Below are 13,398 nucleotides of genomic sequence, written 5' to 3'. Positions count from 1 at the left end.
GGTTTCCGCGGCTATGGTCGTGCCGTGGATCAGCCTCCGGAGAACGCCGCGCCCGCCGTACCCCCGCAGCCGGCGCAGCCCGCGCCGCCTGCGCCCTCCGCTCCTCCCGCGCCCAGGGCGCCGTCGTCGCTGCCCACCGGGCCGGTGTCGGCGGCCGACATGCGCGCCTCGGACGCCGACCGCGACCGGGTCGCGCAGGTGCTGCGGACCGCCTTCGAGGAAGGCCGCCTCACCATCGAGGAGCACTCCGAGCGCATCGAGGCCCTCTACAGCGCCCGGACGATGGGCGAGTTGGAGCCGCTGACCTTCGACCTGCCGACCGGGGCCGCGCGTCCGAACCTCGCCAAGGGAACCGGGTCGGTGGCGCGCCCGGCGCAGGTCTACCGGCCCGCGCAGGTGGGTGCGGTGCCTGCCGAATCACCGTCGCTGGCCGCGGTGTTCGGCAGCGCGGAGCGGCGCGGGCCGGGGCGCATCGGACCCCGGCTGCGGGCCGCGGCGATCTTCGGCGGCGTCGAGATCGACCTGTCCGACGCGACGTTCGAGACACCGGTGCTGGTGATCAACGTGGCCGCGGTGTTCGGCGGGATCGAGGTACGCGTCCCCGAGGGCGTCACGGTGCGCGGGCACGGGGCCGGGGTCTTCGGCGGGTTCTCGGTGCAGCAGCAGGTGGCCGAGGACCCGGACGCGCCGGTCGTCGTGGTGCGCGGCGCGGCGATCTTCGGTGGGGTCGACGTGCGGCCGAAGAAGGCGAAGCGGCGCATGCTTGACCGGAAACGTCACGAGGACGACGACTGACGTCGGAATCCCGCCATTTCGTGGGCGTTTCAAGGGTGTTGCTTTCCCGTCAGTTGTCGTGATGCGCGGCATGTACCGGGATTTGGACGGGTACTCGCATGGTGGGACGTACGACACGCCTACCCTGTGAGGAGATCAAACGTGCCCGATCCGAGCGATCTGCCCTCCACCCTCCAGGACGTCGCCGAAACGGCTCTACGCTCGTCCGCCTGGATCCCCCCGGCGACCGGTGCCTGCCGGTCGGAGCTGCGCCTGTTCCTCGACATACCCGAAGAGCCCGCCGTCGCACGGATCGGCCGTGAGGAGGACGCCAAGCGCATATGCGCGCGCTGCGCCGTCCTCGTCGAGTGCCGGGACGAGGCCCTGGCCGCCACCGACGCCGAAGGCGAAGCCGCGGGCGTGCGGGGCGGATTGACCCTGGAGGAACGCCGGGCGATCGCCCGCCGCCGACGCCGCCGCGGCGGGCGTCGGGCCGCCGGCCGCTGACCTCCGCGCGCTGCCCCCTCGCGCACTCCGCGCCCGGCTCGCCGGTTTCCGCGCACCCCCGCGCACCGCTTGCGCACACCGCAGCGCACGTGGCCGCGCGCCGCCCGTCAGGCACTGCGCCGCCCGTCAGGCACCGCGCCGCGCGGCCTCCCGCTTCGCCGCCTCGCCCACCAGATGGTCGTGCGGGGTGTCCGTCGTCAGCCGGGCCAATCGCTGCAACAGCTCGGTCAGTTCCGCGTTCTGCTCGGGGGACAGGTCCGCGATCACGTCGCCGAGCAGTTCGCGGCGCGCCTCCACGAGCCGCTCGACCACCGCGGCGCCGGCCGGGGTGAGCGCGAGGCGGCCCTGGTCGTCGGTACGGACCTGCCCGGCGGCCACCAGCTCCGCGCCGTATTTGCGCACCGAGTCGAGCGGTTCGTGGATCTTCCGGGCCAGTTCCGCGTCCGCCACCGGCCCGAAGCGGTCGAGCTGCACGAGGCCGAACGCGCAGGGCACGGAGATGGCCAGGCCCGCGCGGTCGATCATGCGCTCGTACCGCGTCCAGCCGTTCTCGCGGTGCACCAACTGCGTCATGGCGCGCTCGACTTCCTCCACCGACGTGCGGGCCGTCGGACGGTAGGGGTCGAGCGCGTCGGACGCCTCGGTGGTCCGGCGCAGCGGGATCTCCTTGAGCAGGAGGCTGAGCAGGAACGCCAGGATCACCACGACGGAGGCGATGAGGAACACGTCCTGGAGGGCGTTCGCGTACGCGTGCACGAACCCCTGGCGGGTGTCCGGGGGCAGGGCCCTCAGCGCGTCCGGGCTGGACCCGACCGACTCGGGGTCGACGCCCGGCGGGAGTTGCGGGCCGGTCGCGTTGTCGAGGTTGTCGGTGAGCCGCGAGTTGAAGACCGAGCCGAAGATCGCCACGCCGAACGAGCCGCCGATGGACCGGAAGAACGTCGCGCCGGAGGTGGCGACGCCGAGGTCCTTGTAGTCCACCGAGTTCTGCACGGCGAGCACGATCACCTGCATGACCAGCCCGAGGCCCATGCCGAACACCAGCATGTAGAGGCTGGACGCGGCCGTGGTGGTGTACTCGTCCATGCGCGACAGCAGGAACATGCCGACGGCCATCACCGCGGTGCCCACGATGGGGAAGATCTTGTAGTGCCCCCAGCGGGTGATCAGTTGGCCGCTGCCGATCGAGGTGATGAGCAGGCCGACCATCATGGGCAGCAGGCGCAGTCCCGACTCGGTGGCGGACGTGCCGTTCACCACCTGCATGAACAGCGGCAGGAAGCTGAGCGCGCCCATCATCGCGAAGCCGACCACGAAGCCGATCGCCGACGTGGTGCTGAAGATCGGCTGCCGGAAGAGGTGCAGCGGCAACACCGGTTCGGCGGCCTTGAGTTCCACCATGATGAACGCCCCGACCAGCACCACGGCGGCGGCCCCGAGCCCGAGGATCTCCGCCGAGAGCCACGGGTACATCGACCCGCCGAACGTGCTGAGCAGCACCAGGCAGGTCGTCGCGGAGGCGAGCAGCGCGATGCCCCAGTAGTCGATCGTGGGTCGCTTGCGCACCTCGTGGGTGTGCAGCGCGAAGGCGATGACCACCAGCGCGATCGCGCCGATCGGGAGGTTGATGTAGAAGACCCAGCGCCACGTCAGGTTGTCCACAAAGAATCCGCCGAGCAGCGGCCCGGCGACACTCGTCACACCGAAGACGGCGCCGAACAGCCCGGTGTAGCGCCCGCGTTCACGCGGCGGGACGACGTCGCCGATGATCGCCTGGGACAGCACCATGAGCCCGCCGCCACCGAGGCCTTGCAGACCGCGGAACGCGATCAGCTCGGGCATGTTCTGCGCGATCCCGCACAGCGCCGAGCCGATCAGGAAGATCACGATGGACGCCTGGAACAGCCGTTTCCGGCCGACCAGGTCGCCGAGCTTCCCCCACAGCGGGGTGCTCACGGTGGACGCCAGGAGGTACGCGGTCACCACCCACGACAGGTGGTCGAGCCCGCCGAGGTCCCCGACGATGGTCGGCAGCGCGGTCGACACGATCGTCTGGTCCAGCGCCGCGACGAGCATGCCGAGCATGAGCCCGGTGAAGATCAGCCAGAGCTTCTGCTCCTGCGGCGCGGACGCGGGAGCGTCAGCAGCCTTCACGGGCGCGCTCATCCGCGGCTCCTGGGGTGGTCGACGACGCTGCCGCAGACCTATACCCGGAAAAGCAGGAAAATCCGATAAATCCCCGGGATTCCTTTGCGTGATCGGCGGCCGTGGGGACGGGCCTCCGGCTGTGGGGACGGGCCTCCGGCTGCGGGGTGTCGCAGGGGCGAACCACGCGGGGCGGCGGCGAGCGGGTCCGGTGGGGGCAGCCGACGTGGGGCTCGGTGGGGTCCGCGGGGCGGGCGTCGCCGGCGGTGATGGACGCGGGGCCGCGGTGAGAGGTGGGGGCGTGGGTGAAGCGACCGGCAAGGCCGCCTGCGGATGCCACCGGCGGCGGGCGCGGGGCGGCGGCAGGGTGGGGCGTGGCCGCCGCCGGAAAAGCGATCGGTCCGCCCCCCGAGGGTGGGGGACGGACCGGATCGGAGTCTTGCCAGGGGTCAGCGGGCGCGGTCGAAGTCGATTGCGCTGTAGGCGCGGAGCTTGGCGAGGCGGTGCTGGCTGTCGATGTTGCGGATGGTGCCGCTCTTGGAGCGCATGACCAGGGACGAGGTCAGTGCGGTGCTCGACCGGTAGCGGACGCCGCGCAGGAGTTCGCCGTCGGTGATTCCGGTCGCGACGAAGAAGACGTTGTCGCCGGAGACCAGGTCGTCCGTCAGCAGCACGCGGCTCAGGTCGTGTCCGGCGTCCAGCGCCTTCTGGCGCTCGGCCTCGTCCTTCGGCCACAGGCGGCCCTGGATCACGCCGCCCATGCACTTTATGGCCGCCGCGGCGATGATGCCCTCGGGCGTTCCGCCGATGCCGAGCAGCAGGTCAACGCCGGTGCCGTCCTTCGCCGCCATGATGGCGCCGGCCACGTCGCCGTCGGTGATGAACTTGATGCGCGCGCCCGCCTCGCGGATCTCCTTGACGATCGACTCGTGGCGCGGCCGGTCGAGGATGCAGACCGTGACGTCCTCGGGCGCCGAGTTCTTCGCCTGGGCCACCCGGCGGATGTTCTCGCCAACCGGCGCGGTGAGGTCGACGACGTCCGCCGCCTCCGGCCCGGTGACCAGCTTCTCCATGTAGAAGACGGCCGACGGGTCGTACATCGAGCCGCGTTCGGCGACCGCCATGACGGCGACCGCGTTGTTCATGCCCTTGGCGGTGAGGGTCGTGCCGTCGACCGGGTCGACGGCGACGTCGCACTCGGGGCCGGAGCCGTCGCCGACCCGCTCCCCGTTGAAGAGCATCGGCGCGTCGTCCTTCTCGCCCTCGCCGATCACCACGACGCCGTTCATCGACACCGTGCCGATGAGCGTGCGCATGGCCTTGACCGCCGCGCCGTCGGCGCCGTTCTTGTCACCTCGTCCCACCCAGCGCCCGGCGGCCATCGCGGCGGCCTCGGTGACGCGGACGAGTTCGAGCGCGAGGTTCCGGTCGGGAGCCTCCGGGTCGACCACGAGCTGCGGCGGTACGGACTGGTCCGTCATAGTGGCGGGCCTTTCCAGTCGGGGAATCTCGCTCCGAGACCACGAGGGGTGCCCTGATCCCCGGTGGCCGTGCTCGTCCTCCTCGGTGCGGGCTGCAACTGCAACAAGGAAGACGCGGCCCCGGGCCCGGACGGATTCCAACGGGATTGCCCCGATGTTATCGGCCCGACCCCGTATCGGTGCAGGTAGGCCGGACAACGCGGTCGCGGAACGGCGTTCGGAGCCCCGTGCTCACCGCTCCGCGTTCACAGCTCCGTCATGGCGACGCCGGTGGCCTTCACCCCGACCCACACCGACAGGCCCTCGCCCACCCCCAGTTCGGCGGCGGCGCGCGCGGTCACCTCGGCGACCACGTCCGGCCCGTCCGTACCGCGCACCGCGACGCGCAACCGCGTCCCCGTGCCGGTGACTTCCGCGACGACGCCGTGCCAGCGGTTGCGCGCGCTGCCGCCCGGAGGGTCCCGGTACAGCGTCACGTGGTCGGGGTGCACCGTCACCAGGACCGGCCCGTGCGGCACCGGGTCGGCGCCGACGAGGGTGTGCCCGCCGGGAAGGCGGACGCCCTCGGGGCCGCCGTCGCCCTCGTACGCGTTCAGCCCCAGCATCCGCGCGACCCACGCGGACCGCGGGGCGCGGGTCACCGCCACCGCGGGCGCGTCCTGCACGATGTGCCCGGCCTCGATCACGAGCATGCGGTCGGCCAGGCTCAGGGCGTCGACCGGATCGTGCGTCACGATGAGGCAGGCACCGTCGTATGGCCCCAAGTGGCCGCGCAGCGTGTGCCGTACGGACGCCCGCGTCTCGACGTCCAGCGCGGCCAGCGGCTCGTCGAGCAGCAGCAGGCGCGGCTCGGGGGCGAGCGCGCGGGCCAGGGCGACGCGCTGCTGCTGGCCGCCGGACATCTGGCCGGGGCGTCGTGACGCGAGGTCGCCCAGGCCCAGTCGTGTGAGCCAGTCGTGCGCGGTGTCGCGCATCTGATGGCGGCTCAGGCCGCGTCCGCGCAGGCCGTACGCCACGTTGCGGGCCGCGTTCAGGTGCGGGAACAGGGCGCCGTCCTGCGGCACATAGCCGATGCGGCGGCGGTGCGGGGGGAGGGCGCCGACGTCCGTGCCGTCGATCGCGACCGCGGCGCGCGCCGGACCGGGCAGCCCGGCGAGGGCGCGCAGCAGGGTGGACTTCCCGGCGCCGTTCGGCCCGACGACCGCGACGACCTCGCCCGCGCCGACGGTGAGTTCGGCGGTGATCAGGCCCTCGGTGCGGGCGGTCAGCGCGGTCGGGACCGCGGTGGTGCCCGGCTTGTCGCCGTCGCTCCCGCCGGGCTTCTCGTGCTCGCTCCCGCCGGGCTTCTTGCGCTCGCTCACACCCGGCTCGTCGTGCTCGCTCACGCCCCGCCCCCCTTCCGTCCCCGGGCCGGTGACAGCCACCGGCCGCGCAGCGCGACGAGCACCACGACCGACACCACCAGCAACAGCAGGCTGACCGCGACCGCGGTGTCCGGGTCGTCCTGGAGCATCAGGTAGACCGCCAGCGGGAGCGTCTGGGTCTCGCCGGGGAGGTTGCCCGCGAAGGTGATCGTGGCACCGAACTCCCCGAGCGCGCGCGCCCAGGCGAGGGCCGCGCCCGCGGCGAGCCCGGGGGCGATCAGCGGCAGCGTCACGGTCGCGAAGACGCGCAGCGGACCCGCGCCGAGGGTCGCCGCGGTCTCCTCGTACCGCCGGTCGAGCCCGGCGATCGCGCCCTCGACCGACAGCACGAGGAACGGCAGCGCGACGAACGCGCCCGCGAGCATCGCGCCGGTCATCGAGAACGTGAGTCGTACGCCCATCGACTCCAGCCACGGGCCGAGCAGCCCCCTGCGCCCGAACGCCAGCAGCAGAGCGACACCGCCGACGACCGGCGGCAGCACCAGCGGCAGCAGCACCAGCGCCCGCAGCAGCGACTTGCCGGGGAAGTCGACGCGCGCGAACAGCCAGGCCAGCGGTACGCCGAGGACCAGGCTGATGGCCAGTGCGCCGAACGAGCACTGCAACGACAGGCGCAGCGCGGTGCGTACCGCGGGGTCGCCGAGCCGGTCCGGGACGGACTGCCACGGAGCCCGCCACAGCAAACCGATCAGCGGCAGCACCACGAACGCGAGCCCCGCCGCCGCGGGGACCCACAGCAGCAGGGGAACCCGCGTGCGTGGTGCGCGCGGCACCGGGCGTCCCGCGAGCGGTGCGGTCGCACCCGCGGGCAGGCCGCTTCCGGCCGTGCCCGCAGGGCCGGCGGCCTGCCCGGTGCTCCGGCGTCCGCGGCTCACGGGGCTGCGAAGCCGTACTTCTTCAGGATCTCCTGGGCCTCCGGCGTCAGCAGCCACTGCGTGAACGCCGCGGCGGGGCCCTGCTGCCTGCTGTCCTTGATCACAGCCACAGGGTAGGACGCGACCACGTTGAACTCGTCCGGAATGTCCACCGACGCGACCGCGTCGCCCGCGGACTTCGCGTCGGTCGTGTAGACGATGCCGGCGTCGGCCTCGCCCATCCGCACCCGGGTCAGGACCGCCTTGACGTCCGTCTCCTCGGACTTCGGCTCGATGTCGACCCCGGCCTTGGCCAGCGAGTCGCGCGCGTACCGCCCGACCGGCACGGTCGGTCCGGCCAGCACCACCGTGAGATCGCCGCGCGCGAGGTCGGCGAGCGTCCTGACGTTCCTCGGGTTGCCCGGCGCGACCACGATCGTCAGCTTGTTCCTCGCGAACAGTTTCGGGCTGTTCACCTCGGCGGCGAGGCCGTCCATGGTCTTGGTGTCCGCGGTCGCGACGACGTCCGCGGGGGCGCCCTGCCTCACTTGGGCGGCGAGTTCCTGCGACCCGGCGAACGAGAACTTGACGTCCTGGTCCTTGTTCGCCTTGGTGTACGCCTCCTTCGCCTCGTTGAAGGCGCCGGTCAGCGACGCCGCGGCCAGCACGGTGATGCTCGACGGCGACTTGGCGGAGCCGGCGCCGCCGGACGCCTGCGGGACGCCGGAGGCACCGCTCCCGTTGCCGCCGTCCTCGTCGCCGCCGCCGCAGCCCGCGAGCAGCAGCACCGTGGTGGTCGCGACGGCTATCGGTGCCGATGCGCGACGAAGCGTTCTCACGTCGTCAACTCCACGGTCACGTTGGTCGACTTGACCGAGGCGACCGCCTCCACGCCGGGCGCGAGGCCCAGCTCTTCGACGGCTTCCCGGGTCAGCAGGGACACCACTCGGTGCGGCCCCGCCTGGATCTCCACCTGTGCCGCGACGTCGCCCAGGATGACCTTGGTGACGATGCCGGGGAAGGAATTGCGGGCCGAGGAGGCACGCGGGTGCTCGACGGCACCCGCGGACGCGTCCTCGGCGAGGGCGACCGCGAACGCGGCGAGCGCCGCGCCTTCGACCACCCGGTGGCCGTGCTCGTCGCGGGACGTCGTCAGGCGCCCCGAGTCGGCCCAGCGGCGGGCGGTGTCCGGGCTCACGCCGAGAAGCTGCGCGACCCGGCCCATGCGGTAGGTGGGCATGAGCGGGACACTACTCCATTCATGGTTTGCATATGCAAGGTTCAGTGTCTTATTGCCTTGCATATGCGAAGGTCAAGGGGGTCGGTGCCAAGCACGGCGCGTCATGGGGGACCATGGTGTCGTGGCGAAGAAGCGCGGCTTTGAAACCGTTCGGGACATGGTGCTCTCCCTGGGAGTCGTCGGCATCGTGGTGGTCGCCCTGCTGATCTTCGGGCGGCACAGCGAGCGCGACCCGGTCCGGCCGATCGACTACTCGCTCCAGTTCCAGCAGGCGAGCCAGGTGGCCCCGTACCCGCTGCTCGCGCCGCAGGGGCTGCCCGACCGCTGGCGCCCGACCTCCGCGGACTACGACAGCCGCAACCCGACACGGGTCACCTGGCACATCGGGTTCATCAACCCGAACGAGCAGTACGCCGCCGTCGAGCAGGGCAACGGCCCGGCCGCCGCGTTCGTCAAGGACAAGGGGAAGAACGGCAAGCCGGTCGGCGTGTACGACGTCGCGGGCGTGCCGTGGAAGTCGTACGACGGGCCCAAGTACCGCTCGCTCGTCCACGAGCAGGGCGGGGTCACGACCATGGTCACCGGCACCGCGACCTTCGAGGATCTCGCGCAGCTCGCCGCGGCGCTGCGGCCCGCGGCAGTGCGCTGACGGGCAGTCAGGGTTGGGCGGTCCGGCATCGAGAGTTCATCACGGAGTCGCCCAAATGTCGTGATCGCGATGTCAGCCTTCGCCGGTGGACGTCTCGTACTTCTGCGGAACACTCGCCGAGCTGAGCGCCGAGCGGCTCTACCGCCTGCTCGCGCTGCGCAGCCAGGTCTTCGTGGTCGCCCGACAGCGCGCGCGCCACGAACCCGACGGGCTCGACATCGAGCCCGAGACCCTGCACGTGTGGGGCGAGCGCGATGGCGTGCCGGTCGCGACGCTCCGCCTGACCGAGGAACCGGACGGCATCCTGCGGCTCGGCCGCCTCTGCACCGCGACCTCCGACCGCCGCAAGGGATACGCCACCACCCTGGTCGAGCACGCCGTGGTCCTGGCCGAGGGGCGGCCGATCGTCGCGGACGTGTTCGTCCGCGTCGCGCCGTGGTTCCTGCAACGCGGCTTCACCGCCATGGGCGGCCGGTCGGTCGTCGACGGGGAGCCGCACCTGCACCTGTGCTTCACGCCCGGCCGGCAGGTCCCGCCGCAGCAGTCCGAGTCGAGCGGCACGTCGGGGCGGCAGGGGTCGGAACGGCAGCCGGTGGACGCCAACGGGCGGCCGTACGTCCCGGCGTGGGTCGCCCTGTGAGCCTCGCACGGGTCCGCGCCCGCGGCGCGCGCCGGTGGCGGCCGGTGGACGCGCGCCCCGGCGAGGGCTGGGAGGTGCTGCCGCGCCTGCGCTGGGTCGTCCTGGGCGGCGCGGTGGCCCTGGTCACGCTGGTGGCGACCATCGTCGTCGCGGTGCACGGCTGAGGGGTCGAGGGGCGAGGGGGATCCGCGGGCCGGGGGCACGGGGAGCGTTCCCGCGTCCTGGGACCCGACCGGTCGCCGACCCCCGAGCGACCCGCTCAGCCCTCGACGCCGCCCTCGTCCTCGGCCTGCGCCTTCATCACCGCGTCGAGGCGCGCCCGGGCGCCGTCGAGCCACTGCTGGCAGACGTTCGCCAGCTTCTCGCCTCGCTCCCACAGCGCAAGCGACTCCTCCAACGAGATGCCGCCGGTCTCCAGCCGCCGGACGACCTCGACCAACTCGTCGCGGGCCTGCTCGTACCCCAGGGACTCCTCGCCGGAGTCGACCGCGGCGTCCACACTCTTCTTGGCCATGGCAGCAGCCTATGCGCCGTCACCGACGCGCCGGAGTGACGGCGATCAGCGCGCCGCGGTTCGCGTCGAAGGGGTGCAGGACGCGTACCCCGACCCCGTACGCCCGCTCCGGCCCCGGGTCGCCCGTGCCCAGCACCGAGCCGCCGAAGGGCACGCCGTAGTGGACCGGGTCCGGCGAGCCGTCCGGCTTGACGACCCGCGTCGAGTAGGGCTCGCGCGCGGGCACCACCGTGCCGCCGTCCCGGAAGCGGTCGACCGGGCGTCCGTCCAGGTACTCGGCGCCCGCGGCCCAGCCCTGGGCGTCGGTGAACTCGGCGCGCCCGTCCAGCGCCGGGAAGTCCTGGCACCACTTGCCCTGCGTGTGGCAGGCGGTGAAGGGCTTGGTGGCCGTGGGGGCGAAGGCCGCGTTGGACGACTGCGCGCGGTTCTCGATGTTCTTCAGCGGGTTCCGGGCGATGGAGTAGTTGGCACCTGCCTCGCCGGTCCAGCGCAGCGGGTCCACGTGCGCGTCGACCAGCAGCACCTGGCCCTTGGGCCCGTGGCTCGGCGGCGCGTCCAGATTGAACCGCACGCCGTTGTTCTGGTACTCCGCGTCGCGCAGCCACACCAGCAGCCCCGGCACGTTGTACGGCACGCGCGCGATCTGCGTGCCCGCGGCCGGGTCTCCGCTCGCGACCCCGCTCCTGACGGTCGTGTACGCGTAGTTCAGCCCTTCGTCGAAGCCGACCGGGGCCCGCCACTCCAGCAGGTAGTACTGCTCGCGCTCGACCGAGCCCGTGGTACGCGCCCAGCCCGACCCGCGCGTGATGGTCGACGTGCCCAGGACCGGGTGCCAGCCCGCGTCGCCGTTCTCGACGTCGTCGGACCAGATCGTCGCGCCGTCCGCGACGAGGGCGAAGTCGTCGGCGAACCAGCCGCGTTCGGTGAAGGCGGCGTCCGTCATCGTGGCCAGGCGCACCTGCACCGTCCGGCCCGCGTACGCCGTCAGGTCCACGCGGTCGTGCCGCCAGCCGCCGCTGCTGCCGGTCAGCGCGTCGGTCTTGCGGAACTCGGCGAGGTTGCGGTTGGGGTCGGGGTAGCCCGGTGGGGTCGAGACCAGGTTGCCGGCCTCGTCGTGCACCGCGAGCTGCGTCCAGGTGGCGCCGCCGTCGTCGGACACCTCGACGAAGCCGTAGTCCCAGTCCTCTTCGATGACGTAGTCGTTCCACATCCACAGCGCCGCGTCGCGGGCTCCCGCCGGGACGGACAGCTCGCGGACGATCGACGTGTCCGCCCACTCCTGGTCGCGCCCGGAGTACCACATGTTCGCGCCGGAGTGCGGCGTGCCGATGCGAACCGTCTCCGGCGGCAGGTCGACGCGTACCGAATCACGGGTGCCGGGAAGGGGTTTCGCGGCCGCGCCGACGGTCAGGAAGCGCCGCGCGTCGCCGACCGGCACGACCTCGGGATCGGTCCAGCCGAGCACGTACTTCGACCACGCGCCCATGTGCGCGGGCATCGCCTGGAACAGCGGCCCGGAGTGCGAGCCGGACGACATCAGGTCCCAGAAGTCGACGTCCGTCTCGCCGCCGCTGAAGTTGTCGTACAGGTCCGGTAGTCCGAGGTCGTGGCCGAACTCGTGGGCGAAGACGCCGACTCCGGAGTCCTCCGGCTGCACGATGTAGTTCGCCACCCGGAGGTCCGTGCCCGGTACGGGGTGCCCGCGCAGCACGTTGCCGGCGTGCGCCCAGATCGCGTACGTCCCCTCCGCCCCGCCGCCCGCCGACTTGTCGCGGCCCGCGTGCACCAGGACGAGGTGGTCGACCACGCCGTCCGGCTCGCGCAGGTTGCCGTCGTGGTCGGCGTCGCCCAGGTCCTCGCGGTCGTAGTCGGCCCACGGGAAGTCGGGGCGCGACGCGGCCAGGGCGTCGACCGCGTCGGTGACGAACTGGCGTACGCCGCGCGGGTTGTCGGGGTGCCCGCTGTTGTCCTGCATGATCGCGCCGCACTTCCCGGCGGCGTACCAGGCCTCGGAGTGCGGCACCGTCACCCAGCCCGCGGCCTCGCCGCCGACGCTGTACGCGCCCTTCGACATCTCGCGGTACATGTTGCGCATGGTCAGCCCGGCCAGGTCGACGCCGGGGCGGCCGTCGGGGCCGGTGAGATCGGGGCGCACGCGCTCGGTGAGACCGCGCTCGGTGTAGAGCATCGCGTTGTAGTGCGCCGGCGAGAAGTCGGGCACCCACAGGGTGTTGTTGTCCTGCGTGCCCGCGGGGTCGGGCAGCCGGTTGTGCCGGGGGCCGTTCATGACGGTGCCCGGTGGCTCGGTGACGCAGGTCGGGTCCGCGACGCTCCTGGGCCTGCGGAAACCGGCGAAGTCGTCGTTCGCCCGGTCGTTGAACTCGACCAGGATGGTGAGCAGTTGGGCCTCGTGGGTGGACGGACGGCCGGCGCGCCGGTCCCGCTCCTCGCGCAGCGCACGCGGACTGCGGCCGGTCGCGGACGCCTCGGCCTCTGCGGCGGCGAGCCCGCGGGCCGCGACAGGGTTGCCGTCCGCGAACTTCCGGTCCACGTCACGGGTTTGCTGGGTGTGCCCGCCGGACGGGGTGGATCCGGTGCGTTCGTCGGCCGTTTCCGGCCGCGCGTCGAGCGGCAGATCGTCGCGCGGGGCAACGTAGTTGACGTAGTCGTCGGCGGCCGAGGGCTGCCAGACAGCACGGCTCCGGTCGGCCGCGGCGGTGTCCCCGGGGGCGGGCGCGGGGGCCGCGGCGGCGACAGCGGCCACCGCGATCAGCGGCAGCGCGGCGCGTACGACGGCTCGGCGGACGGTGAACAGCCCGGCACGGCGCATGGCAGCCCCTATGGATCGGAGTCCGGAGCCCGAACGTAAGCGCGCTTGGGGGCCGACGGGCGCACCGCGCCGGGAATCCGTCCGCGATCCACCCGAACGGACGACAGGTTGTCCGACAAACTCGCTCGACCTGGGGAAACCGGTCGGGGGCGGGCGCCGCCGCACGTGCTGCGACCCCAGTCGCGGGGGCCGCGGAATCGGTGCGATTATCCGGCAACTCCCTTGTCTGTGAAGGGAAATGGCGACGGTTCGCCCGATCGGGTGGGTGTCCTGTCCCGCGCTACCCAACCCTGTCGGCGGTGCCGCATGCTCGGCCTCAAGCCGGTGTCCGACCGACGCG

At 72.7% G+C, this 13,398-nt stretch carries 11 protein-coding genes and 1 pseudogene; 5 read left to right on the top strand and 7 right to left on the bottom strand.

Annotated elements, in window-relative coordinates; all coding sequences use genetic code 11:
- Nucleotides 1-24: 24 nt before the first annotated feature.
- Nucleotides 25-795, top strand: a complete 771-nt coding sequence (locus ACRX5S_RS28615) for a DUF1707 SHOCT-like domain-containing protein (RefSeq protein WP_436776020.1) — start codon at nt 25-27, stop codon at nt 793-795.
- 141 nt (nt 796-936) lie between these two features.
- Complete coding sequence (locus ACRX5S_RS28610; protein WP_436776019.1) at nt 937-1,281, top strand: WhiB family transcriptional regulator; 345 nt, start codon at nt 937-939, stop codon at nt 1,279-1,281.
- Nucleotides 1,282-1,407: 126 nt separating this feature from the next.
- Here ACRX5S_RS28610 and ACRX5S_RS28605 read toward each other — a convergent pair whose 3' ends face one another.
- The 5 genes and pseudogenes from ACRX5S_RS28605 to ACRX5S_RS28585 all read right to left on the bottom strand — a co-directional run bounded on the left by ACRX5S_RS28605 (nt 1,408) and on the right by ACRX5S_RS28585 (nt 8,425).
- A complete protein-coding gene (locus ACRX5S_RS28605; protein WP_436776018.1) occupies nt 1,408-3,447 on the bottom strand; it encodes a DHA2 family efflux MFS transporter permease subunit in 2,040 nt (679 codons plus the stop codon).
- A 428-nt stretch (nt 3,448-3,875) separates the two neighbouring features.
- Nucleotides 3,876-4,907 (bottom strand): class II fructose-bisphosphatase, encoded by a 1,032-nt coding sequence (glpX, locus tag ACRX5S_RS28600; protein ID WP_436776017.1) that lies wholly within the window; start codon nt 4,905-4,907, stop codon nt 3,876-3,878.
- A 245-nt stretch (nt 4,908-5,152) separates the two neighbouring features.
- A pseudogene (locus tag ACRX5S_RS28595) lies at nt 5,153-7,104 on the bottom strand (ABC transporter permease).
- 98 nt (nt 7,105-7,202) lie between these two features.
- Entirely contained in the window at nt 7,203-8,024 is an 822-nt protein-coding gene (modA, locus tag ACRX5S_RS28590; protein WP_436776016.1) for a molybdate ABC transporter substrate-binding protein, read from the bottom strand.
- A complete protein-coding gene (locus tag ACRX5S_RS28585) occupies nt 8,021-8,425 on the bottom strand; it encodes a TOBE domain-containing protein (RefSeq protein ID WP_436776015.1) in 405 nt (134 codons plus the stop codon). Before ACRX5S_RS28585 ends, modA begins: the two co-directional genes overlap by 4 nt.
- Before the next feature lie 121 nt (nt 8,426-8,546).
- On the opposite strand from ACRX5S_RS28585, the gene ACRX5S_RS28580 reads away from it, so the two are divergent.
- The 3 genes from ACRX5S_RS28580 to ACRX5S_RS28570 all read left to right on the top strand — a co-directional run bounded on the left by ACRX5S_RS28580 (nt 8,547) and on the right by ACRX5S_RS28570 (nt 9,878).
- Nucleotides 8,547-9,074, top strand: coding sequence for a DUF4245 domain-containing protein (locus tag ACRX5S_RS28580; RefSeq protein ID WP_436776014.1), 528 nt, complete (start codon nt 8,547-8,549; stop codon nt 9,072-9,074).
- A gap of 85 nt (nt 9,075-9,159) precedes the next feature.
- On the top strand, nt 9,160-9,714 hold the full coding sequence (locus ACRX5S_RS28575; RefSeq protein WP_436776013.1) for a GNAT family N-acetyltransferase: 555 nt from the start codon (nt 9,160-9,162) through the stop codon (nt 9,712-9,714).
- Nucleotides 9,711-9,878 carry a hypothetical protein gene (locus tag ACRX5S_RS28570; protein ID WP_436776012.1) on the top strand — a complete coding sequence of 56 codons (168 nt, stop codon included), beginning with the start codon at nt 9,711-9,713 and terminating at the stop codon, nt 9,876-9,878. The genes ACRX5S_RS28575 and ACRX5S_RS28570 overlap by 4 nt, the downstream gene beginning before the upstream one ends.
- Nucleotides 9,879-9,973: 95 nt before the next feature.
- On the opposite strand, the gene ACRX5S_RS28565 is transcribed toward ACRX5S_RS28570, so the two are convergent.
- Entirely contained in the window at nt 9,974-10,228 is a 255-nt protein-coding gene (locus ACRX5S_RS28565) for an exodeoxyribonuclease VII small subunit (RefSeq protein ID WP_436776011.1), read from the bottom strand.
- A 19-nt stretch (nt 10,229-10,247) separates the two neighbouring features.
- Nucleotides 10,248-13,058, bottom strand: a complete 2,811-nt coding sequence (locus ACRX5S_RS28560; RefSeq protein ID WP_436776010.1) for an immune inhibitor A domain-containing protein — start codon at nt 13,056-13,058, stop codon at nt 10,248-10,250.
- Nucleotides 13,059-13,398 lie beyond the last annotated feature (340 nt).

The sequence above is a fragment of the Yinghuangia sp. YIM S09857 genome, assembly GCF_051388915.1.
Lineage (GTDB): Bacteria > Actinomycetota > Actinomycetes > Streptomycetales > Streptomycetaceae > Yinghuangia.
Note: the sequence above shows the minus strand (reverse complement) of the source record. Positions and strands in the feature narration are given on the sequence as shown.

Coding starts and splice junctions, on each gene's coding strand:
- ACRX5S_RS28605 (WP_436776018.1), bottom strand. CDS start 3,447: ATGAGCGCGCCCGTGAAGGCTGCTGACGCTCCCGCGTCCGCGCCGCAG.
- glpX (WP_436776017.1), bottom strand. CDS start 4,907: ATGACGGACCAGTCCGTACCGCCGCAGCTCGTGGTCGACCCGGAGGCT.
- ACRX5S_RS28585 (WP_436776015.1), bottom strand. CDS start 8,425: ATGCCCACCTACCGCATGGGCCGGGTCGCGCAGCTTCTCGGCGTGAGC.
- ACRX5S_RS28565 (WP_436776011.1), bottom strand. CDS start 10,228: ATGGCCAAGAAGAGTGTGGACGCCGCGGTCGACTCCGGCGAGGAGTCC.
- ACRX5S_RS28560 (WP_436776010.1), bottom strand. CDS start 13,058: ATGCGCCGTGCCGGGCTGTTCACCGTCCGCCGAGCCGTCGTACGCGCC.